We start from the raw sequence: 22,185 nt of genomic DNA, 5'->3' as shown, positions 1-22,185 counted from the left end.
GTTTTAAAGCTGCTTATGTGCTTTGTATTTCGTTGGGCGATTAATTCACTAGGTAATCTAGAGTAATTTCACCGGTTTCTTCGGTAGGCTTTAGTTGGTAGCTGACGTTTTCGCTACCGAGCATTACTTTTTGACGTAAGTAGTTACGACCACCGTGCTCACGAACCACTTCGATGTGAATCGTGTATTCACCTTGTTCTAACTTTTCACCGTTATCGCTTTTGCCGTCCCATACAAATCGGTACTGACCAGCAGGACGCGTCGCAGAAGTAACCGCATCAACCAACTCGCGGTCGTAACGACCTACTTTTCTCCACCAACTACGGAGATCTTTCAGCCATTCATCCTTGCCCACCCACAATTCGATGGTTTTTACTGATTTACGAGAGCTATCCTCCACCCATACAGCAACATAAGGCCTTGCGTACATAGTGGTATCAATTTTTGGTAATTCGAATTGAACGTCTAACTTTGCCGATTCAGGTAGCGATTGAGCCATGCTGAACGTCGGAAGAAGAGAAAGCGCAATCAGAGCTTTACTCCAGGTGATTTTTTTCATTATTTAACCTTAAAAAGTCCGTTTAACTTGTTTGTAGCGCTACTAAACAACACTACGGAACAGCAACAAAATAGATAAACCAAGACAACGCAGATCCAAACAGCATCCACTTAATCGATGTATTGAGCGTTTTCTTTTTGGGAAGTAATAAACACACACCAGTGATCACGAAAAAGATCATCAAAAGCGCAGTGATATCAATGAACCACTTCCATACCTCACCGCTATTTCGCCCTTTATGTAGATCATTGAGCAAAGCAACAACACCGTAATCTGTCGTCTCAACTTCAACGGTTTGCATCACCACATCTGCAAACACAGACGCGTTATAACCTGGTCCTTTAAAGTCCATTGAGACTTCACCAATCAATAGCTCGCCATCTTCGATTTCTGTATAAATGTCCAGGCCTGAAGGCGTACCCGATATGTCTGCTTGTTCAACCAAAAACTGTTGAAAAGCTTTTGCATTAGGGGTTAATCGCTCATTTTGAACCGTGAATAGATGACTAGGTAAGGTCAATGTATGACTTTGAATATTTGGCTTCGAAGCTTCAAAAAGCTCTGGCCTATTTAGAGTGATGCCAGTCACTGAGAAGAACAACACCACCAGAAGAAGTGCCATTGAGATATACACATGAAGGCGGCGCGCCCACATTTGAACCGCCCTACTTTTTAACCACATACCAAACGTACCTATAATATTTATGGGCGACAATTTAGTTGATAATCATTCTTATTGGCATTCAATTTACATTGTTTACGTTTGTAAGGCTTTTGGAGTGATAAGTGATTGAATTTAGATGTGAGATTTATAAAAAAACGCCATCAACGTAAGTCGATGGCGTTTTAAATAGAGTTTAGAACTAGGCCTTATAACTTCGAGAGTTAGACAGCGTCGTTATTGCTCACTCTGCGGAGCTGAGACAGGTATTTGATCCAACCTTGAGCCGTTTTAGAAGACTCTAGATTCTCTGCTTTCTTGGCATGAATCAGAGCTTTCTCAAGGTCTTTCAATTTGTACCACGAACGAACTTTAGCCAGCGCAACATCCGCTTGCTTGTCCTTCTCTTTAACCTTGTCCAGTTCAATCAAGGCTTTGCTGTAATAACCCTGTTGCACCATCAGCTGAGCAACATTCCAGTGATATTTTGGTTTCTGTTTAGCCGCAAGAGTCCAGATTTCAATAGCTTGGTCCCATTCACGTGCCAATTGCCAGTACGTTGCTTGCTCTGCAAGTAGCTGCGCGTCACTCGATGCGTTACTCAGCTTACTGATCTCTTTTGCGGCACGTTCTGGAATACCACGTTTAGCATACAGCTGTGCCATTAAACGACGATCAGAGTCGCTGATCTCGACACCTTGTAATTCAGCCAATGCGAGTGTGTTCAACGCATCTCGACTACGATCTAATGTGATCTGAATACTCGCCAAGTAACGCCACCATTTGGCCTGGTCCGGTTGTAGAGTTATCAAACTTTCGAGCGTTTGAATAGACTGCTTCCACTGTTTGAGTTCGTATTGAGCACTAAATTTAAGTGATAAAGGCAGGAGTTCAGGTGCCTTATTGAACTCCTCATATTTAGCAATCGCTAATAGAATTTTTTGCCAACTCTCAAGTCGATACTCTACTTGAGCAATACGCAGCCAAAGCTGATCTGTCTTTTCAGTCTCCGGTACAGTTTTGACCAGCTCGTAGTAATGAGGCAAGGCTTTTTTAAACTCTTGTTCATTCAGCAACAGATCAGCCAACATTCGTTGCGCAAACCAAGGTTGATCATTTAAAAGAAGCCCTGAATCAACAGCATATGTTAGCTGCTTGATCGCTGCTGATGTGTTATCAGTTTGCCAATAGTAACTACCTAGCCGAAAAGATATATACGCTTTGTCGTAAGCTCGCTCAGTATCTATACTAACCAGAGCCTCTATAGCTTCTTTAATTTTCTCGTCTTGCGCTAACTGACCAGCTTTCTGCACACGTATAGCTGTATATTGACTAAGCTCCTTGGCTTCTATGACAAAGGGCATCAATATCAGGCCTGCTAACATCCATACTTTTTTCATCACTTATCCATCTTAAAGTCAATTTTAACCGTTATCCCTGTTTGAGCCACTGCTTTACCATTGACTATCTTAGGTTGGTACTTCCACTTTTTGAGCGCACGCATCGCTGCGCGTTCAAACATACGCCTAGGTTCAGCACCAATTACTTGAATATTTGTTGGGCGTCCAGTTTCATCGATAGTAAAACTCAACGAAACAAAACCTTCTGCACCACGCTTTAGTGCCTTGGCTGGATATCGAGGTTCAACACGATACAGAGGCATCACTTGTTGACTCGTACCGATATCCGAAAACGTTGGCGCTTTAATAGCAACTCCTTCGATTGCAGTGTCCACATCCAACGCTGGTAATGAAGACATCGTATTCAAAGGCGTAACGTTCGCTTGCGATGTTGAGGCTTGAGCTTCTGGTGGTGGCTCTGGCATCTCTGGTTGCTCTGGAACGGCACGTTGTCTTCTCTGAACTTCTTGTTCTTGCTCCATCATCACCATGTTGAAGGTTAGGCTCTCACTTTTCTCAGGAGCACGTTGGTGACCATTGTCCACCATCCAAGCCATAAACGAGAATAGAGCCAAACCTAAGGCACTGGCGATAGGTAGAGCGAGAAATAAGCGAATCATCGGCGAACTCCCCTACGCTATCGCTGTTCAGCGGCAAGCGCTATGTTTTTAACGCCAGCACCTTTCGCTGCATCCATCACCTTAACAACTGTGCCGTTATAAGCATGCTCATCCGCTTGAATAACAAGTGATGCTTCAGGTTGCTCAAGCAGCAAGTGTTCAAGGGTCGCTTGCACACGCTCAACATCAATCAGACGTTTATCAATGTAGATATCATTCGCTGATGTTATCGCAACAAAGATACCCGCATCTTTTTGGCTAACAACGTTGGATGCTTGAGGGCGATTAACTTCCACCCCAGACTCACGTACAAATGAGCTCGTCACGATAAAGAAGATAAGCATGATAAATACAATATCAAGCATCGAAGTCAGGTCGATTTGAGCCTCTTCGTTTTTGGAATGACGTCTTCCGAGTCTCATCGTTGACTCCTTAATGATTTTTCTAATTTTATTTCTAAGCGACTGCATACTTTCGCCAAACGAGCATGAACAAACATACCCGCTAAGGCCGCAACCATACCTGCCATTGTTGGCAGTGTAGCTAGAGAGATACCCGAAGCCATCAGCTTAGGATCGCTACTGCCTTGTGTCGCCATTACATCAAACACAGAGATCATACCCGTTACTGTGCCAAGCAGACCTAGCATTGGACAGATTGCAACTAAGAGTTTGATGAAGTTTAAATTCTGATTAAGTAATAGGCTTGCTTGACCCAACCAACCTTCTCGAATTGCTTTCGCGTGCCAAGAAGATTGGTCATGTCGTTCATTCCATTGTTCAATCCAGGCTTTACGCTGTTTTGGGAAATAAAACGCCAAGTAAAGAACGCGTTCAACCACCAATACCCAATATACGAGTACAACAGCAGCCAACCACCACAGGACGAAACCGCCCTGCTCCATGAAATCAGACAAGGATAGCAGCCAGCCACTGGGAAATAGTGAACTAGACAACAAGATATCCATTACGCCGCTGTCCCCATTGGCTCAACATCCGCCTTTGGTTGGGTCGCTTTTTCAGCTTGCTCAGCAACTAAACCAATACCCTGTTTCTCAAGAATGTTACGAATATTCTCTGATTGAGTACTCAATAAGTTGTGAGCTAATAGCAGTGGCATTGCAGCGACAAGACCAAGAACGGTCGTGACTAGTGCCATAGAAATACCACCAGCCATCACTTTCGGATCGCCATTACCAAACTGAGTAATCACTTGGAAAGTTTCAATCATACCTGTCACAGTACCTAATAGACCAAGCATTGGTGCCAGTGCTGCAAGAAGCTTAAGCATCGACAAGCCTTTCTCTAAATGCGTTTGCTCATCTACTACCGCTTCAAGCAAACGCAGTTCTAACGCTTCTACAGTTTGCTTTTGCTCTTTATTGTATACCGATAAGATACGACCTAGAGGGTTGTTACCTGGCTGTTCTGGCTTCTTAAGCTGAGAGCGGATCTTTTGTCGAGCAACCGCAAGTGCGATACCACGGAAAAGCGCAATAATAAGACCAATCGCAAGTAGACCAAGAATCACCTTACCAACAACACCACCTGCTTCTAGACGATCTTGAAGTGTTGGTGTCAGCGCAAGTTGCTCCAGCATGAAACCACGAGATGGATCGACAACGATGTTCGACGGAGTACCCGATGCTAGTGTGCTCAGTGACGTAAGCGTTGGGCCGTTATCCGGTTGCTTAAAGTAAGCAATAGCGTCGTTACGTTGCGTGTTCCAGTTAACGTAACCTTGCTCTGTAACTAGACCTAATGAACCAACACGGTAAGCATCAACTTGACTCGTTGTACCTTCACCATCGATGAATGCAATCTTACTCTTCGTCAGTTCGCTGCTCGCTTGAATCTGCTCAGACATGCTTAACCACAATGCAGTAAGTTGTGGCATAGAAGGAAGAGATTTCGCGTCGATGATTTCGTCAACGGTTGAAGTGTATTGTGCGCGATCAACACTGTTTACTGTGTTGTGAAGTTCAACTTCAAGTTCTTTGGCATTTTGACGAACAACACCAAATAGTTCACCAAGGCTGCCTGTCTCTAGGCGTAGCTTCTCTTCTAGACGTGCTAGTTTATCTTCGTTGTCGCTAAACGTTTTAGTGAGAACATCTGTCTGCTCTTGGATTTGCTTACGCTTTGCTTCGAGTTGAGCACGAAGTGCTTTTAGTTCTTTCTCTGTCTGTTTAAAGCCAGATTCACGCGTAACGTTATGCGATGCTTGAGCTTTATTTTCAGTCGCCGCTTTACCAACAAGTTCATTAGTGTTTGCGTGAGCAAAGCCAGAAAGAGTCAGTGTAGAGATACAAATTAAGGTTGCTAAAGGTTTCAGTTTCATTATTTAGCCTCCGCAACAGTCAGAGATACAGGAAGAGTAATCAGGCTCGGTGCCGCCTGTTGGCTTGCGATATCAAAAGCCTTGTCCAGCTCAGATTTCATTGAAGCATCTTGAGCTTGCCATTGATTCGCCACTTTGTTCCAAGACCAGTACTGAGTACCATTCAGATTACGAGCTACAAGAGAAGCGCGACCTAAATGAAGTACGTCTGCCTCAATCACTTTGTTATCGCTAAGCTCGATACGGCCTTGGTAAACACCCAGTTTGATACCGTAATCCATTTCAATTTGGTACGCTTCAAGAATACGGCGGTATTTTTCTGCATCGCTAACATCTGCGCGTGTCATCATCGCTTTCAGCTTTTCGACACGTTCTAGACGTTGTTCTTTTTTAATTGGTACATCTTTCTCGACCAATACCTGCAAGCCATCAATCATCTGATACATCAGTGGCACAACACCTTGACGAGTATATTTGATCTCGTCGATTTGAGCATTGATGCTGTCAGCTTCTTTATTTTGGCTTTCAACTAAGGCAGCTAGGTGGTCGTGATAAATTTCTAGGTTTTTCACTTCTTCCTGTAAGCGCTCAATTTCCGCTTTGAGGGCTAAGCTCGCTTCAGAGCTTTTATCGATAACCTTTTGGCTTGCTGCCGAGGCGTTGTTGGTCTTGTTTTGGATAGCTTGCGCTTGATCTAAGCTGCTTGCTATTGAAGACGTTGCCATCATGCTAATCGCTAGGGCAAGACTGGTTTTTAGAAGATTCATAGTTGTCGTCAATTACTTTAGAAGAAGTTCAAATGAATTTTATTGATAAACACTCTCATTATCATTAAAAGTCACTCGCTTGGCTAGGGATATTTTTTAAATAAACAACGAATAAAGGGGAAAGCCAAAACTTCCCCCTATTCATTAACTTAACGTTTATTGTTCAGTAACAAATTAGTACTTAACTTGTAGCGTTGCCATGTAGTTGCGGCCTTCGCCAACCACTACACCACTTGTGCTACCACCCTCTAGGTAGTCAGTATCAAATAGGTTTTCTACATTGAAACGAGCTACGAAGTCTAGATTTTCGTCATATTTAAACGTGTGTGCAACACCCATATCTACACGAGTATAAGCATCTTTCTTAAACGTATTTGCACTCTCAGCGTAACGCTCACCTACGTGGTAAACACCTAGGTTTACATCTGTACCGTTATTGAATGCATATGTAGACCAAATGCTAGCAGTGAACTCAGGCACGTCAGCTGGCGTTTTACCATCTAGTGCAGGATCATTTTTGTATTCAGCATCTAGGAACATTGTCGAAGCGCTTAGAGAGAATGCTTCTGTTAAGTAACCAGTCGCAGCAAGCTCAGCACCAGTGTGAACCTGTTCACCCACTTGCGTTGTGATTTGGTCAGCACCGTTTACTGGAGTTGCTAGATCCTCCGTTACTTGCATGTTTGACTGAGTGATCTGGAATAGTGCGCCAGAAACAAACAAACGCTCATCGAATAGATCCCACTTAGTACCTACTTCGTAAAGTGTACCTTTCTTCGCATCTTGCTCTTTACCAAAGTTAACATCACTCGAATCAGAGATTTCACTTACTGGCTCAAAGCTTTCAGAGTAAACCGCGTAGATAGAACCATTTTCTGCTGGCGAGTAAATTAGGCCCGCTTTAGGAAGAATGTTGTTGTAGCTTTCTTCTTTATCAGAGCTGCTGATTGTCTTATCGTAAGCGAAACGAACACCTGCAAGAACCTGCCACTGTTCATTTAGAGTCACTAAGTCTTGTACATATAGACCGTAGTGTTGACTCTCAGAATGAGATACTGAGGTATCGTTCTTGTAGCTGATGTCTGATGGCATGTCGAAGCCGTTACCACACTCTTTGATTGCTTCCGCTTCTGTTGCATTTTTACATGCGTAGCCTGATGCGTATAGACGCTTGTAATCGTAATGAAGACCGTTAGCACCAACTAGTAGACGGTGGTTTACGCCAAATGCATCAAAGTCGCCAGTGAAATCAACGTAAGCCGTGTCAAACGTCCATTCATCATGACGGTCTGAGACTTTGTAGCCGTACTCGCTGCCAGTTTGGTAAACAGTATTGTTAGATTCTGTACGTTGACGCTCGTAAAACTGACGTGAGATACCCGTCTTTACAGACCACGTTTCATTGATGTTTGCCGCAATCGTTGCACCGTAGTTTGCTACATCGTTGTCTGTCTGCGCAAAACGTTGATCATTAACAATATCTGGGTTGATCACTTTACCCGTAGTTGTATCGATCTTTGAACCATTGTCTAGGTCACCTAACTCTTGAGTACGGTCATAGTGTAGAGACAGCATCACATCTTCGTTAATGTCGTAATCAACGAATAGACCGCCAACAAAACGTTCTGTTTCTACATCAGTACCATCAAAGCGAGTGCGGTATGAATCTTGGTTTTCTTGAGAAACGATAACGCGGGCACGAAGTGTTTGATCATCGTTAAGAGAACCGCTCACGTCAGCAACAGTACGAGTGTAATTGTCAGAGCCGATATCTTGGCTAACGTTCACTTGAGTCTCGTAAGTAGGCTTCTTAGCTACCATATTTACAAGACCACCCGGTGCAGACTTACCATATAGTAGACCTGCAGGGCCTTTCAGTACTTCTACTCTTTCTAACAGTTCAACAGGTTGACGGTAGTGCGACCAGTGTTGTACGCCATCACGCAGGTAACCCGAGCTACTTTCAAGAGAGAAACCACGGAGGCTAAAACGTTCACGGTTCGTCGATTTCGAACCTGCAGAAATAGAAGCATCATTCTTTAGTACTTCACCTAGCGTGCTAGCACGTTGCTCATCGATAATTTGCTCATCAATGATTGAAACTTGTCCTGGAGTCTCTAGCTGAGTTGCCTCCATGCGCATTGCTGTTGTGTTGGTGTCTGCCTTGTAACCGTAGTCACGGCCTTCAACAACCATATGCTCATCTGTTTTTGCTGTTTCTGCTAATACAGCTGGTGACGCCAATACTGCGCCAATCACCAAAGCCAATGGGCTTTTTGAAAACATGTCCTTTTCTCCGACTCTTTTTTATTCAAACAACTGTCCTCTCGGTACGTTGCTTGATCTACCGTTTCCGGTACTACTGAATATTTCGGAGGGGAATATAAGTGATAACCATTACTATTTGCATTAAATTTACAATCTTTGCATTTGTAAAGTTATGTAAAGGCGTTGCGGTAACTGCCCGTTTTATTAGGTTATTTGCTCAATTACCGATATTGGCTTCACGCATTATTCGCTTAAATGTCGAATCAGTGTAATTTCAGCCGCAATCATGCGTTAAAAGCCGTTAAGTCGATACGAAATCATCCTTTCATATGTAACTCGATCCACTTCACTGATTATTGAGAAAGCCATTAAAAATCAGTAACAAATGTTAAATATAATGATCTAACTTTGTATTTATTTTGTTTTTACCGATAAAAATCAGGTGACTTTGATCACATCTATAATTCTGTCCAACAATTTTGTTTTTTTATTTAATCTTGCGACTGCTAATCTGCCGCTCACTTTGAAAGGTCTCAAAGTTATAATTAAAAGGAGTGTTCTAAATGAATACCAAGAAACCTATGTCTCTGACCGGCCGCGTTATTCTCGGTATGGTCGCAGGTATCTTAGTGGGATTCGCCATTCAATCCCTATTTGCAGAAAGTGGCTTTGTTAATACATACATTGTTAACGGACTATTTGAAGTCGGCGGCAAAATCTTTGTTGCCAGCTTAAAAATGCTTGTTGTTCCTTTGGTCTTTGTCTCACTAGTATGTGGTACTAGTTCTTTGAAAGACCTATCTACACTGGGTCGTATGGGCGGTAAAACACTGGCTCTTTACATTGGTACTACAGCGGTTGCAATTACCCTTGCTCTAACAATCGGTAATTTCTTCCAACCTGGTGCTGGTGCTGACCTAACCGCAGCTAGCTCGTTCAAATCAGCTGACGCGCCTTCTCTAGGCCAAGTCATCATCGACATGTTCCCAACCAACCCTATCCAAGCGATGGCTGAAGGCAAAACACTTCAAGTGATCGTGTTCGCGGTATTGTTCGGTATTGCAATTAGTGCAGCGGGTAAACCGGGTGAACGCATTGCAGCTGTATTCCAAGATCTTAACGAAGTAATCATGAAGCTTGTTGCGCTACTGATGAACCTAGCGCCTTATGGTGTGTTCTTCTTGATGGCGAAACTGTTCTCTGGTCTTGGCTTGGGTGCGATCTGGAACCTTGCTGAATACTTCCTAGTTCTTGCGGGTACTCTTGTACTTCATGGTCTAGTGACTTACAGCTTAATGCTAAAAGGCTTTACTGGCCTAAATCCAATTACGTTCCTACGTAAAATGGAAGACGCTATCATGTTCGCATTCTCTACGGCTTCTTCAAACGCGACAATTCCTGTAACAATGGAAACAGCGAAGAACCGCATGGGTGTTGATAACAAAGTAGCTTCGTTTACTGTTCCTCTAGGCGCGACAGTAAACATGGACGGCACAGCTATCATGCAGGGTGTTGCAACAGCGTTCATCGCTCAAGCGTACAACATCGACCTATCTATGACTGATTACCTAATGGTTATCATGACAGCTACCCTAGCTTCTGTTGGTACTGCAGGTGTTCCTGGTGTTGGTCTGGTTATGCTAGCAATGGTTCTTAACCAAGTTGGTCTACCGTTAGAAGGTATTGCTCTTATCATGGGTGTTGACCGTCTACTGGATATGATCCGTACTGCAGTTAACATTACGGGTGATAGTGCAGTCTCTATTATTGTTGCTAAGTCAGAAGGTGCATTCGACGAAGCACGCTTCAACGACCCTGCAGCAGGTGAAAAAGAAGAGCAAGTGAATCTAGCTCGCCAGGCATAATCTCTTTTCACGAAATAACTCAACGCCGCTTCTCATGAAGCGGCGTTTTTGTTTTCCTTTCACCATCCATAACCAACCAATCGCATTTAGCTGTAAACATATGTCTCATATATGAAAATCATTGCTTCATATTTACATAAAATCATAGATAGCTCTCGAGTAATTGGTACAATAACCGTTAAATCATCTCGGTATAAGTGCTCATATGGATCAAGAGCTTACGAACAACAGAAAACGATTCTTACCAACAGCAAGATTGGTATTAGCGAATCAGATGCTTGCGATACGTGAAGGGCTCCTTTGGATCCTTCCTTGCCTGATGATCTCTTCTCTCATTTTATTCTGCGCGTCTATCGGTGAGTTTACCGTTGGCAAAGACAGATATTGGGTTCAAACGCTCTATAACGCTTCTCATCAGTTAAATACGATATTCCCTATCCTTTTGACTGCTGCGCTCTCTTACATCTTAGCGATGCAATGGCGTCTGCCTCGCCCACCTATCGCGCTTATCTCTATTGTCTATCTTGCGCTATTCCATCAGACATTCTCTGACGTAAAAGTCACGTTTGAACTTATCATTTCGGTAGTAACTCCACTCTATAGCATTCCGCTGATTGCTTTCTTCTATCGAAAGAAATGGCTAAAAATTGTAAGAAGTGAACAAGTAGGAAAAACGGTAAAAGATTCTCTCAACCTTATTGTGCCTTCAATCATTGCTGCAGTTTTAATGTTAAACGTCAGCTGGTTGCTTGTATCACTCTTCAGTTATTTCCTCGATTTTGGTGGGCTTGACCAGCTATTCGAGTACTCCTCGCTAGCATTCGGTGTTTTGTACTCGCTATTTAACTCCTTCTTGTGGTTTATCGGCATCCATGGTTATTACGCGTTATTACCTTGGATCGATGTTTTGATTGCAGCGGTGCCTGAACAAGCGTCACTGACTCAAAACACCCCAGCAGTAAATCACTCTATGATGGCTATCTTTGTTTTTATTGGCGGTTGTGGTGGTACATTTGGCTTAGTAATCTCACTACTGCTCTTTGCCAAAGACAGAGCCTCCAAACTGATCGCGATAGCCGCTTTTCCGTTGGTACTTTTAAACATCAATGAAATCCTATTGTTCGGGCTTCCCATCATATTTAATCCGCGACTATTTTGGCCCTTCCTTATTGTTCCTGTCGTTAACTTAGTTATATCTCATACGGTACTCACTGCGGGCCTTGTGACGATACCATCTGTTGTTGTCCCATTCAGTAGTCCGGTATTCTTTAATGGTTGGTTGGCGACTCAGGGGGATTTCAATGCGGTGTTACTGCAATGCTTACTGATCTTGGTTGACCTTGCTATTTACACGCCATTTGTAATGCGAATGAACAAACTTAATCTAGCGGGCCGTATCGCTTTTCCGTTTTTTGACTCTAGTTACTCTAGACGTCGTGAAGAAGCTGACGTTTTGAGCGCAGATAGAGTCTCCGAAAAAGTGAGCAAGCAAAAAGCGACGCTGGAATTAGAACAAGGTTTACGCCGCTATGCTCAAATCGATTTCTGTATGGAGTATCAACCTCAAGTTCAAACCGCATCAGGCAAAGTAATTTCGTGTGAAGCATTAATTCGAGCCAAAGACCCGGTGTCCGGTGAGATACTCTACCCTGGTGCATTCCTTCCTTATTTCGAGCAAGCGAACATGATGCCAGATATCGATTTATGGACGGTCAAAAAAGTCGTGTCCGACCTCAAGGTCTCTCAAGTAAATCAGTGTGTGCTACCTACCAGCATCAACATCACACCTGAGACTCTATTAGATAAAGAGGTAATGAACCGTATTTGTCGAACCATTGAGCCCGTAGCCAAATGGGTCAGTATTGAGATCACTGAAGAAAGCTTAGTTACAGACACAACTAAAGTGTTGGAATCACTACAACGCCTCAAGAAGCTCGGGTGTAAAATCTTCCTAGATGACTTTGGTGTTGGTTTTTCATCTTTGAGCTATCTGAATCAGTTTGATGTGGACTGCATTAAAATTGACCGTAGCTTTGTGTTAGCGCTAGACAACGAAAAAGGCAAACGGGTCTTCTACGCAATGTTAAGAGTCGCTCAAGAGCTCGATTTAAGCTGTGTGGTGGAAGGTGTTGAAACTCAACAGCAACTCGATTTAATTCCTCAGGACGACTCTATTTCGATACAAGGTTGGTATTATTCAAAGTCGCTGTCTCTCACAGCGCTGCAGCATTATGTCAAGCAAGCCAACGCTGCAGCGGCATAGAGTAGAAACCAAAACGGCTCCTTAATACAGGAGCCGTTTTCATGTTATCTATCGCGTTTTTAATTTAAGGCTGAACTGGGAACATTAGATTGATCCTCAATCCTCCTTCCGATTTATTCTCCGCCTTTACATGACCACTCATCACTGCCATCGATTCTTTAACGATAGCTAAGCCTAAACCATAACCGCCTGACTTTTTATCACGCGCTGATTCTAGGCGAGTGAATGGGCTAAACACACTCGAAAGTTGCTCATCTGGAATACCTGGGCCATTATCTTCTATAGAAATGACAGTGTAACGCTTGATCGAACTTTCTTCGTAGTAATAGGTGGTCAATGCAATACGTGCTTCTGGTCCAGCATATTTAATGGCATTACCAACAATATTTCTCACCACACGAAGGACGAGCCTTTCATCAAGGTCGACACTCGGTGTCTGATTCGACAAATGCGCCACCAGCGTTTGCTCGCCTTTGAGGTCGTATTGCATTTCAGAAACCAGCAGAGAACAGTAATGTTCAACGTTCATTGAAGTCACATCAGCATCATAGCGTGCGTTCTCTAACCGGCTATATTCGAGAATTTCGCCAACGAGGTCATTCATCTCCTTGGTTTCACTCTCAAGCCTATCAATCAGGCGTGCCGACTTATCTTCAACACTGTTACGTAGCAGGTGTAGCACCAAATTCTGCCTTGCCAATGGCGTTCTTAGCTCATGAGAAACATCACGAATTAGACGACGTTGCTTCTCACCCAGTGACTTGATCTCTTGCGTCATATGGTCGAAGTCACTTGCTAGTTCGTTAAATTCCCTGGTGTTGGATTTCAGCTCAGACACAACCTCGACAGAGAAATCACCCTGCGCTAATCGACGGCTTGCTTCACGTAATCGGTCTAAAGGCTGTTGGAGACGCCTTGAAAGGATCTGAGAGAACAAAATCAAGATGACAAAAGCAATAAACACCTTCATCAATGAAGAGTATGTCGAAAAGGTATGAGCCGGGTGAAAGTACCTCGGAAACTGAACCACTAACAGGTTGTCATGTTTCAAAGGAATACCAAGAATGGGTTGATTCACTTGCGCATCAAGCTGGTGATCCAGATCCCTTAAGAATCTCAGTTTGAACTCAAAGTGTGGGTGCATGTGGCGATGGGTGATTGGGTGTTTATCTTTATCGAGCACGAATAGATAGTACTCTTGTGCATTGGCCCAATCCGCCAATTCATCCATATCCCCTTCTTCAATCAAGATATCGGCTTGGTAAGCCAGATCTAACATATCTGACTTCACTGACTCCGGAACTTTTAGCAAAGCTCTCATTAACGCCTTTTCCGCTATACCCTGAAAGATAAAAATGCTGACAATAATGATCGTTAGGTAGGCAAACAGCTGAAACGTCAAACCGTCCTTACGTTTCTCAATAAAAGAAGGACAATGAAAATAACTTGAACTCATGCACTTACAGACTCTAGGTAACTGTAGCCTTTGCCGCGCACAGTTTTAATGTGCTGCTTTGAAATACCCGCCTGAACTAACTTACGTCGAATGTTGCTGATATGCATATCAAGGTTGCGATCGAATGGGCATAACTCTCTCTTAAGCACATGAACTTGAAGATCAGATTTAGAAACAACAATGCCGTTATGCTTAATCAGGTAATCAAGCAGGTCTTTTTCTGTCCCAGTCAGAGGGATACGAGCCAGTTGCTCACACAAGCCTTCGTTCGAACTCGCAACAGATTGGCGCTGACGCTCGAATCCGACGCGACGAAGAATCACTTTAATTCGTGTTAGAAGCTCTGGAACATTGAAAGGCTTGGCGATGTATTGATCAGCACCCGCTTGATAACCATCTAGCATGGAGGCGTCATCATTAAGCGCTGTTAACATAAGAATCGGAGTGGCAAAGCGTTGGCAAATGCGTCTTGCCACCTGTAGCCCGTTAAGGTTCGGCAGCATCACATCTAGTAGAACCAGATCTACCGGATTCTGCTGAATAAACTCCAATGCACTCTCGCCACAATGGACCTTATCAACATGATAACCCTCTGCTTCTAACACTTCAGAGAGCAACTCACATAACTGAATATCATCGTCAACAACTAAAATGCGAGACATCACCACCACCTATTAAATAATAATGGTTTGCATTTTAATTATCATAAAATTGATTTCAATTATAAAATTGCACTATTTGGCTACATTAGGAGATCTTTCTCGATTGGAACAAATTTTGTTGCAGAATCGATGAGATTTTGAGCTGTTAGCCCCGGCACACCGTAGACTTCCACTTTTGTATTGAAGCGTGATTTCATACGTTCAACTAAGATCTCGAAATCACCATCGCCAGAAACCAGAATGATCGTATCGACAGACTCCGCCAACTCGATTGCATCTAACGCGATACCGACATCCCAATCGCCTTTAGCACTGCCATCTCGTCGTTGAATGAAAGGTTTCAGTTTTACATCGAAGCCCACACCGCGGAGGATATGATGGAACTGACGCTGTTTTGGATCTTGGCTAGAAATTGCGTAAGCATTAGCTGATACGACGTTTCGCCCCGTGGTTGCCACATACCAAAATTGGTTGTAATCGAAATTGCTTCGATACTTATCTCTTGTTGTGTAATACACGTTTTGAACATCAACCAGAATCGCAATATTTTCCATGTATGGTGCCTGTGGCGCTATGCCTTTATTGGGTTCTTAAAAATAAGCCTTTACCCTATTCGATCTGCTTAATAAATGCGAGTCGCTTATCGTTGATTTTGAACCTATCAACTATGCTTTACGTATCGGCATTTAATCATTGCTTGATTATTGTGCAGAGTTTGTTGCTCTCGCTTTCAAAAACAGTTTTTTAAAGAGTTTTTAGTAGCAACAACACGCGTTGTTTGAAAGGAGTCATAGGATGTTAGGAAGATTACTCGCTATTGCAGGTATCGTTGCTTGCTCTCACACTGCCCTCGCCTACCCGGCCTATGAACACTCACACAGTTTGCCACATCGCAGTGTTATCCTGTTTGCGCCAGACCAAGATACTAAGGTTAAAGAGTTTATGAATAGTGTTTTGATCAACAACTGCCAAATCGATGAACGCGACATTGTGGTTATGGTTATTGCCGAGAACGGTTACACTATGCCTAGTTGGTTAAAAGAAGAGTTCAACTTAGAAGCGGTTAAGAAAATCTATGAGATCCCCAAGGGTAAGCACACAGGGATTCTGATTGGCAAGGATGGTAAAGAGAAACACCGATGGAGTGGCACGACCGATTGGGCGTTCTTAGCGAACTTCATCGACCAAATGCCGATGCGCCAGCAAGAGATGCAGCGACAATCTAGCCGCTGCAGCATCTAGGCAAGCAAATAGAAGTTGTTATTGTTGGTTGAACCAAGCCAGTTTCTCGTGAAGTTGAGCAACACTGCCAACGACAATCAATGCTGGGCTCTTAGCTTGTGAAGCGAGCTCAGCCAAATCGCTCAAGCCACCTCTAAAGACTCTCTGTTCCTGACGCGTACCATTTTCGATAATTGCTACAGGCATATCTTGACGCATGCCATTGTCAGTCAGGTTTTTCTGAATATTTGGGCTCTCTTTCAGTCCCATGTAGAAAACGATGGTGTGGTTGTGTTGAGCCAGTGATTTCCAGTCAATATCTTCACCATCTTTCTTAAGGTGACCCGTAATGAACTGTACGCTTTGTGCGTGATCACGATGCGTTAGAGGAATACCAGCGTAAGCCGTGGCCCCCGCTGCGGCTGTGATGCCCGGAACCACTTCGAATGAGACATTATTTTCTGCCAGCGTTTCACACTCTTCGCCACCACGGCCAAAAATAAATGAGTCACCACCTTTCAAACGTACCACGCGCTTGTTTTCTTGAGCTTTAGTCACAAGTAGTTGATTGATTTGATCTTGTGGTACGCAGTGATGATCTAGTTTTTTACCAACATAAAGCATCTCTGCACCTGGGTTAGCCATCGCTAAGATTGCCTTAGATACGAGACGGTCATATACCACAACATCAGCTTGTTGAATCACTCGTGCGGCTTTAACGGTTAATAAATCAGGGTCGCCCGGACCGGCACCCACCAAAGAAACGAAACCTTTTTCTACTGCTTGCTCACTCATTGCTTACGCCTATTTTAATTATTTTGCTGTAATTCACTGTATCAACAAGAAAACATCTCGTCGATCACAGTTTTTGCATATTTCATAACTAATTGAATTAACGTTTTTGGTTATTCTCGTTGCAATTCTTTATCACTGGCTGTCGTACTCTTTAAAGCATAGTGAATATTGATGTTCACAACCAACGAAGGTAAAGAAGGTAAACGAGGTAAAGAAGCTAAAAAGGCCCCACAGTACACTGCAGGGCCTTTCCGTTAATTCATTCGCTTAATCACTCAGGTCAGGATTATTTAATCGCTGGCGCTGTTTTAGCGTGAGTTAGGTAAAGTGGGATACAAGTCATCACTAGACCACCAACAATGTTACCTAGGATTGTTGGGATAAGGTTAAAGTTCAACCAAGTCGCAATACCGAAGTCAGCACCTAGAATCATACCTAGTGGGAATAGGAACATGTTTACCACTGTGTGTTCAAACACTAGTGCGAAGAAGATGAAGATTGGGAACCACATCATCGCAACTTTGCCAGGCATAGAACGCGCAGTCATATTACCGATTACACCTAGACAAACCATTAGGTTACAGAAGATACCGCGTACGAAACACGTAATCCATCCGTCCATACCCATGTTTTCAAAACCTAGGCTACGTGCAGTTGAAACCGCAATGAACTTTTGAGCTACTGCGTTTGGATCTAGAGAGAAGTTACCTGTTAGAGAAACAGCAACCAAGAATGCTACAAGTAGAGAACCAAGCAGGTTACCTAGACCAACAAGACCCCAACAACGGAAGATTTTACCCCAAGTGATACCTGGGCGATTATCGAACTTAGCCAGTGGCGCTAGACCGAATACACCCGTTACTAAGTCGTAGCCCATGATACTAAGAATCACAAAGCCCACTGGGAACACAAGTGCACCAACGATACCAATACCTGTTTGTACGATAGTCGTAATCGCAACTACAACAGCAAGTGAAAGGATCACACCAGCCATCGTGCCTCGTAGAATAAGATCACGAGTACTTGTTTTTGTTTTCGCTTCACCAACATCGATCATGGTTTGTACGAATTCTACAGGTTTTAAAGCAGACATAAATTGCCCTTACTAAAAGTTAAAAATAAAAGTTAAAATTGGATAGGAAAAGGCTCTAGTTGTCGTCATGACAATCACCACTCACTAGAGCCCTTGAACTATCAAATCTTAGCGATTACGCCGCGACTTCTACTGCACCTTTAACAACACGTGCTTTGTAAGATTTCACGCTCATACGCTCGTCTTCCATGCACAAGCCAGTCGCTAGATTGAAGCGCTGCTTCTTTAGCGGACTTGCAACCCATAGCTCGTCTTTGTGCTCAACGATAAGGCCGCGAGAAAGCACATTTGACTGGAAGAATGGGTCCATGTTGTTGATTGCGAACACTTCTTCTGTTGCACGTGGGCGGAAGATTGCTACTTGCTCGCCGTTTAGCAGTGCCACAACACCAGTACCTGGGATGATGTCTTCGATTTTACAAACTTTTGTAAATGCCATGATGTCGTTCCCCTATTACTCTGCCGCTACGTGAAGGATGTCGCCCTTCGCTTCTGGGTGTTTTTCAGTAAATGTCGCTGGACGGTGTTGCTCACGACCATCAGTTACAAACATTACGTTGTCATCACGCTCATCAGAGTTAATGAAGTGAGAGAAACGCTTCAATTGTGTTTCGTCGTTGATAGTGTCAGTCCATTCACAGCTGAAGTTTTCAATTAGGCCAGCAATATCAGCTTCTAGTTGATCATTGATGCCTAGTTTGTCTTCCATGATGACTTCACGTAGGTAGTCGATGCCACCTTCTAGGTTCTCAAACCATACTGAAGTGCGTTGTAGTGGCGCAGCAGTACGAATGTAGAACATCATGAAACGGTCGATGTACTTGATTAGTGTCTCTTGGTCTAGGTCTCCTGCTAGTAGTGTTGCATGACGAGGTTTCATACCACCGTTACCACATACGTACATGTTCCAACCAGCATCTGTCGCGATAATACCAAGGTCTTTACCTTGTGCTTCCGCACACTCACGAGTACAGCCAGATACACCGAACTTCATCTTATGAGGAGTACGGATGCCTTTGTAACGGTTCTCAATCATTACACCAAGACCAACAGAATCTTGAACACCGTAACGACACCAGGTAGAACCGACACATGTCTTAGCCATACGCAGTGACTTACCGTACGCTTGACCAGTCTCGTAACCCGCTTCGATTAGTTTCTTCCAGATTGTTGGAAGATCATCTTTCTGAGCGCCGAAAAGACCGATACGTTGAGCACCTGTCACTTTCGTGTATAGGTTGTACTCAGCTGCAACGTTAGCCAATGCTGCTAGGGCTGCTGGCGTCACTTCACCACCTGCCATACGTGGGATAACAGAGTAAGTACCATCTTTTTGGATGTTACCTAGGAAGTTATCGTTGGTATCGTGTAACTTAACTAGAGACGGCTTAAGGATGTGGTCACCCCAGTTTGAAGCGAGGATAGAACCAGCAAGTGGCTTACATACTTCACAACCGTAACCCGTACCGTGCTTCTCAAGTAGCTCTTCAAACGACTTGATTTCACCGATGCGTACTAGGTGGAATAGCTCCTGACGAGAGTAAGCGAAGTGCTCACATACGTCGTCTTTCACTTCAACACCCGCTTTTTCAAGCTCAGCGTTTAGAACTGAAGTCACTAGAGGGATACAACCACCACAACCAGTACCAGCACCCGTTACTGCTTTGATATCACCAATGGTGTGGTGACCTTGAGCAACCGCTTCTGCAATCTTGCCTTTTGTAACATCAAAACAAGAACAGATAACTGCAGACTCAGGCAGTGCGTCCGCGCCTAGTGTTGGCTTCTCTGCACCAGCGTGAGCAGGTAGGATTAGCGCATCTGGGTGCTCTGGTAGGTCGATTTCGTTCAGCATAAGCTGTAGAAGATCGCCGTAATCAGACGTATCACCAACCATTACTGCACCAAGCAGTTTCTTGTTGTCTTCAGATACGATTAGACGTTTGTAAACTTCTTGCTCTTCGTTTTGGTAAACGTAGCTCTTACAACCAGGAGTACGGCCGTTAGCATCACCGATTGAACCTACTTTCACGCCCAAAAGCTTAAGCTTCGCAGACATGTCTGCACCTTCAAACTTGCTGTCGTTACCAACGATATGGTCAACCGCTACCGTCGCCATCTTGTAACCTGGCGCAACTAGACCGTAGAAAGTTTCGTTCCAAGACGCACATTCACCGATAGCGTAGATGCTGTCATCAGAAGTCTGACAGAAATCGTTGATAGCGATACCGCCGCGTGGAGCAACGTCTAGCTTCATGTCTCGAGCAAGTTTATCTTGAGGGCGAATACCCGCAGAAAATACGATAAAGTCAGTTTCTAGCTCTGTACCGTCTGCAAAACGCATAACGTTACGTGCTTCTTTACCTTCAGGAGCAATTTCAAGCGTGTTTTTGCTGGTGTGGACTTTCACACCCATGCTTTCGATTTTTTGACGAAGTTGGTTACCACCCGCTTGGTCCAGTTGCTCAGCCATTAGCTTAGGAGCAAACTCAACCACATGAGTCTCTACACCCAGTGCTTTTAGAGCACCAGCTGCTTCAAGGCCTAGAAGACCACCACCGATTACAACACCGACTTTGCTCTTCTTCGCACACGCTTCGATCGCTTTAAGATCTTCGATAGTACGGTACACAAAGCAGTCTTTGCTCTCGCGGCCTTTAATAGGTGGAACGAATGGGAAAGAACCCGTCGCCATGATTAGCTTGTCGTATTGAATTTCACGACCAGAGCTCGAGTAAACAATCTTCTTTTCACGGTTTACTGTGATAGCGCGTTCGCCGATCAACATGTTGATACCATGTTTCTCGTAGAAGCCCTCTTTAACTAAAGAAAGTTCGTCTGCTGTGTGGTGTGAAAAGTAAGAAGAAAGGTGTACGCGGTCATACGCAACACGTGGCTCTTCACAGAACACCGTAATGTCCATGTTGGCTACGTCTGTCTTCTCGACTAAATCTTCGATATAGCGATGGCCTACCATCCCGTTACCGATTACGACTAGCTTCATCTTGCTCATAAGAGTTCCTGAAAGGTTATAATTTTCTTAACTGAGCGAATAATGAATTATGAAAGAAAATGAAAATATGATGTAAATCAATTACGAAAATGAACTACCCGAAAGGGGTAGAACAAAAGAGGTATAACCGATTAAAAATAGACCAGAGCAAACGTATAACCTGACTTTATCTATGGTTAAATGCCATTTCAATGCTCAACTGTAAGCATATCACTCTGTAGTAAAATTTCACATAGAGTAACTCAAAAAGAAATTAAATGACAATCATTTTCATTTGGGCGCTAAATGATGACATATTGTTTTAAAATTTATCGAGTTACGTGACAAAGTGTTTGCCAATATGAAAGGTTCTTCAACAGAGCTTACTACAGGTGTTTGTTAAAAGAGTTTTCTATGTAATGACGCAAAGTTGAGGTTGATTTGAACATTGGACTCACTGGTAGATCAAGGTTCAACCTTTCTATCTCAACCGCAGAAGAACCAAACCGAGATTCAAATTCCATCCAATCCATACTGTTTATCTTTTTAATCAAGCTAGCCTGTAAAAGTAGACGGCCAAAATCTGCGGGAGTGTAACCTTCTTTCTCTGCGATAAAATGCTGCCTGTTATCCGGTTGGTTTTGTACTAAAGATAAATAGAAGTGCGCGATATCTTCGACATGTATATATTGGTTATGCCCTTGTGTTGGCATCGCCACTGATAGAGATCCATCTAACGTTTCAATAATCCTCATCAACTGACAGTTTTCACCGCCATAAACCAAACTCGGGCAATAAACGACATGCCATTTATACCTTAGTGCTCGCTCAATCGTTGTTACATCTGGCTCAACCACAGAAAGAGGTTTCAGTTTAAACCCTCTTAACTCATCGTAGTTTGCTTTGCCAAATAGCCATACGCCCGATGTATGGATTTTTATCGCCCCTACTTTTGCCAAGCTATCTAGCTTTAATAGTAATTTGGACTCGATATTGGCTATTTCTGATGGCGAATATTCTGACCAATGAGGCCTCGCGCAATTAATCACAACATCAAAGTAATCTTCAAATTTCGAGTATCTCTCATACATGCCTTCAGGACAGATAATTGCGCTTCGCCCTCTATCATAGAGATACACCTCAGCCCTAGTTTCCTTAAACAAGCTCGTCACGTGACGGCCGACATACCCGTTGGAACCTGATATCAGTACTTTCATCGTTGC

General features: G+C 43.5%; 20 protein-coding genes. 3 read left to right on the top strand and 17 right to left on the bottom strand.

Annotation, left to right across the window (positions count from 1 at the left end; genetic code table 11):
- Positions 1-40 precede the first annotated feature (40 nt).
- The 9 genes from VFDL14_RS05870 to VFDL14_RS05910 form a co-directional block, all read right to left on the bottom strand.
- Positions 41-559, bottom strand: a complete 519-nt coding sequence (locus VFDL14_RS05870; protein WP_032552488.1) for a DUF2271 domain-containing protein — start codon at positions 557-559, stop codon at positions 41-43.
- A gap of 52 nt (positions 560-611) precedes the next feature.
- A complete protein-coding gene (locus tag VFDL14_RS05875; protein ID WP_032552487.1) occupies positions 612-1,241 on the bottom strand; it encodes a PepSY-associated TM helix domain-containing protein in 630 nt (209 codons plus the stop codon).
- Between the two features lie 203 nt (positions 1,242-1,444).
- On the bottom strand, positions 1,445-2,620 hold the full coding sequence (locus VFDL14_RS05880; RefSeq protein ID WP_032552486.1) for a hypothetical protein: 1,176 nt from the start codon (positions 2,618-2,620) through the stop codon (positions 1,445-1,447).
- Positions 2,620-3,240 (bottom strand): energy transducer TonB, encoded by a 621-nt coding sequence (locus VFDL14_RS05885; protein WP_032552485.1) that lies wholly within the window; start codon positions 3,238-3,240, stop codon positions 2,620-2,622. Before VFDL14_RS05885 ends, VFDL14_RS05880 begins: the two co-directional genes overlap by 1 nt.
- 17 nt (positions 3,241-3,257) lie before the next feature.
- Positions 3,258-3,662 (bottom strand): ExbD/TolR family protein, encoded by a 405-nt coding sequence (locus VFDL14_RS05890; protein WP_032552484.1) that lies wholly within the window; start codon positions 3,660-3,662, stop codon positions 3,258-3,260.
- Positions 3,659-4,207: a MotA/TolQ/ExbB proton channel family protein gene (locus tag VFDL14_RS05895; protein WP_032552483.1), complete on the bottom strand. Its 549-nt coding sequence runs from the start codon at positions 4,205-4,207 to the stop codon at positions 3,659-3,661. The genes VFDL14_RS05890 and VFDL14_RS05895 overlap by 4 nt, the downstream gene beginning before the upstream one ends.
- Positions 4,207-5,580: a MotA/TolQ/ExbB proton channel family protein gene (locus VFDL14_RS05900; protein WP_032552482.1), complete on the bottom strand. Its 1,374-nt coding sequence runs from the start codon at positions 5,578-5,580 to the stop codon at positions 4,207-4,209. Before VFDL14_RS05900 ends, VFDL14_RS05895 begins: the two co-directional genes overlap by 1 nt.
- Positions 5,580-6,347, bottom strand: coding sequence for a DUF3450 domain-containing protein (locus tag VFDL14_RS05905; RefSeq protein WP_032552481.1), 768 nt, complete (start codon positions 6,345-6,347; stop codon positions 5,580-5,582). The genes VFDL14_RS05900 and VFDL14_RS05905 overlap by 1 nt, the downstream gene beginning before the upstream one ends.
- 174 nt (positions 6,348-6,521) lie before the next feature.
- Positions 6,522-8,633 carry a TonB-dependent siderophore receptor gene (locus VFDL14_RS05910; protein ID WP_032552480.1) on the bottom strand — a complete coding sequence of 704 codons (2,112 nt, stop codon included), beginning with the start codon at positions 8,631-8,633 and terminating at the stop codon, positions 6,522-6,524.
- Between the two features lie 545 nt (positions 8,634-9,178).
- On the opposite strand from VFDL14_RS05910, the gene VFDL14_RS05915 reads away from it, so the two are divergent.
- A complete protein-coding gene (locus tag VFDL14_RS05915; protein ID WP_032552479.1) occupies positions 9,179-10,480 on the top strand; it encodes a dicarboxylate/amino acid:cation symporter in 1,302 nt (433 codons plus the stop codon).
- 205 nt (positions 10,481-10,685) lie between these two features.
- Entirely contained in the window at positions 10,686-12,743 is a 2,058-nt protein-coding gene (locus tag VFDL14_RS05920) for an EAL domain-containing protein (protein WP_050487460.1), read from the top strand.
- A gap of 64 nt (positions 12,744-12,807) precedes the next feature.
- On the opposite strand, the gene VFDL14_RS05925 is transcribed toward VFDL14_RS05920, so the two are convergent.
- From VFDL14_RS05925 to VFDL14_RS05935, 3 genes are all read right to left on the bottom strand, one after another.
- A complete protein-coding gene (locus VFDL14_RS05925) occupies positions 12,808-14,199 on the bottom strand; it encodes a histidine kinase sensor domain-containing protein (protein ID WP_032552478.1) in 1,392 nt (463 codons plus the stop codon).
- Positions 14,196-14,861 (bottom strand): response regulator transcription factor, encoded by a 666-nt coding sequence (locus VFDL14_RS05930; protein ID WP_032552477.1) that lies wholly within the window; start codon positions 14,859-14,861, stop codon positions 14,196-14,198. The genes VFDL14_RS05925 and VFDL14_RS05930 overlap by 4 nt, the downstream gene beginning before the upstream one ends.
- An 80-nt stretch (positions 14,862-14,941) precedes the next feature.
- Entirely contained in the window at positions 14,942-15,415 is a 474-nt protein-coding gene (locus tag VFDL14_RS05935) for an NYN domain-containing protein (RefSeq protein ID WP_032552476.1), read from the bottom strand.
- Between the two features lie 241 nt (positions 15,416-15,656).
- Here VFDL14_RS05935 and VFDL14_RS05940 point away from each other — a divergent pair, with 241 nt between their 5' ends.
- Positions 15,657-16,103, top strand: coding sequence for a DUF4174 domain-containing protein (locus VFDL14_RS05940; RefSeq protein WP_050487459.1), 447 nt, complete (start codon positions 15,657-15,659; stop codon positions 16,101-16,103).
- Positions 16,104-16,121: 18 nt separating this feature from the next.
- Here VFDL14_RS05940 and cobA read toward each other — a convergent pair whose 3' ends face one another.
- From cobA to VFDL14_RS05965, 5 genes are all read right to left on the bottom strand, one after another.
- Positions 16,122-16,877, bottom strand: coding sequence for a uroporphyrinogen-III C-methyltransferase (gene cobA / locus VFDL14_RS05945; protein WP_032552475.1), 756 nt, complete (start codon positions 16,875-16,877; stop codon positions 16,122-16,124).
- A gap of 286 nt (positions 16,878-17,163) precedes the next feature.
- Entirely contained in the window at positions 17,164-17,970 is an 807-nt protein-coding gene (locus VFDL14_RS05950; protein WP_032552474.1) for a formate/nitrite transporter family protein, read from the bottom strand.
- Between the two features lie 115 nt (positions 17,971-18,085).
- Entirely contained in the window at positions 18,086-18,409 is a 324-nt protein-coding gene (gene nirD, locus VFDL14_RS05955) for a nitrite reductase small subunit NirD (protein WP_032552473.1), read from the bottom strand.
- A 15-nt stretch (positions 18,410-18,424) separates the two neighbouring features.
- Entirely contained in the window at positions 18,425-20,983 is a 2,559-nt protein-coding gene (nirB, locus tag VFDL14_RS05960; RefSeq protein ID WP_032552472.1) for a nitrite reductase large subunit NirB, read from the bottom strand.
- 365 nt (positions 20,984-21,348) lie between these two features.
- Positions 21,349-22,179 carry a sugar nucleotide-binding protein gene (locus tag VFDL14_RS05965; RefSeq protein ID WP_032552471.1) on the bottom strand — a complete coding sequence of 277 codons (831 nt, stop codon included), beginning with the start codon at positions 22,177-22,179 and terminating at the stop codon, positions 21,349-21,351.
- Positions 22,180-22,185: the final 6 nt, after the last annotated feature.

The sequence above is a fragment of the Vibrio fortis genome (assembly GCF_000695685.1).
Taxonomy (GTDB): domain Bacteria; phylum Pseudomonadota; class Gammaproteobacteria; order Enterobacterales; family Vibrionaceae; genus Vibrio; species Vibrio fortis_A.
This window is presented reverse-complemented; position numbering and strand designations above follow the sequence as displayed.

Bases quoted from the DNA above. Each gene is read 5' to 3' on its own strand.
- VFDL14_RS05965 (WP_032552471.1), bottom strand. From the start codon at position 22,179: ATGAAAGTACTGATATCAGGTTCCAACGGGTATGTCGGCCGTCACGTG.
- VFDL14_RS05885 (WP_032552485.1), bottom strand. From the start codon at position 3,240: ATGATTCGCTTATTTCTCGCTCTACCTATCGCCAGTGCCTTAGGTTTG.
- VFDL14_RS05930 (WP_032552477.1), bottom strand. From the start codon at position 14,861: ATGTCTCGCATTTTAGTTGTTGACGATGATATTCAGTTATGTGAGTTG.
- VFDL14_RS05920 (WP_050487460.1), top strand. From the start codon at position 10,686: ATGGATCAAGAGCTTACGAACAACAGAAAACGATTCTTACCAACAGCA.
- nirB (WP_032552472.1), bottom strand. From the start codon at position 20,983: ATGAGCAAGATGAAGCTAGTCGTAATCGGTAACGGGATGGTAGGCCAT.
- VFDL14_RS05900 (WP_032552482.1), bottom strand. From the start codon at position 5,580: ATGAAACTGAAACCTTTAGCAACCTTAATTTGTATCTCTACACTGACT.
- VFDL14_RS05870 (WP_032552488.1), bottom strand. From the start codon at position 559: ATGAAAAAAATCACCTGGAGTAAAGCTCTGATTGCGCTTTCTCTTCTT.
- VFDL14_RS05905 (WP_032552481.1), bottom strand. From the start codon at position 6,347: ATGAATCTTCTAAAAACCAGTCTTGCCCTAGCGATTAGCATGATGGCA.
- nirD (WP_032552473.1), bottom strand. From the start codon at position 18,409: ATGGCATTTACAAAAGTTTGTAAAATCGAAGACATCATCCCAGGTACT.
- VFDL14_RS05895 (WP_032552483.1), bottom strand. From the start codon at position 4,207: ATGGATATCTTGTTGTCTAGTTCACTATTTCCCAGTGGCTGGCTGCTA.
- VFDL14_RS05950 (WP_032552474.1), bottom strand. From the start codon at position 17,970: ATGTCTGCTTTAAAACCTGTAGAATTCGTACAAACCATGATCGATGTT.
- VFDL14_RS05910 (WP_032552480.1), bottom strand. From the start codon at position 8,633: ATGTTTTCAAAAAGCCCATTGGCTTTGGTGATTGGCGCAGTATTGGCG.
- VFDL14_RS05890 (WP_032552484.1), bottom strand. From the start codon at position 3,662: ATGAGACTCGGAAGACGTCATTCCAAAAACGAAGAGGCTCAAATCGAC.
- VFDL14_RS05935 (WP_032552476.1), bottom strand. From the start codon at position 15,415: ATGGAAAATATTGCGATTCTGGTTGATGTTCAAAACGTGTATTACACA.
- VFDL14_RS05875 (WP_032552487.1), bottom strand. From the start codon at position 1,241: ATGTGGTTAAAAAGTAGGGCGGTTCAAATGTGGGCGCGCCGCCTTCAT.
- VFDL14_RS05925 (WP_032552478.1), bottom strand. From the start codon at position 14,199: ATGAGTTCAAGTTATTTTCATTGTCCTTCTTTTATTGAGAAACGTAAG.
- VFDL14_RS05915 (WP_032552479.1), top strand. From the start codon at position 9,179: ATGAATACCAAGAAACCTATGTCTCTGACCGGCCGCGTTATTCTCGGT.
- cobA (WP_032552475.1), bottom strand. From the start codon at position 16,877: ATGAGTGAGCAAGCAGTAGAAAAAGGTTTCGTTTCTTTGGTGGGTGCC.
- VFDL14_RS05880 (WP_032552486.1), bottom strand. From the start codon at position 2,620: ATGAAAAAAGTATGGATGTTAGCAGGCCTGATATTGATGCCCTTTGTC.
- VFDL14_RS05940 (WP_050487459.1), top strand. From the start codon at position 15,657: ATGTTAGGAAGATTACTCGCTATTGCAGGTATCGTTGCTTGCTCTCAC.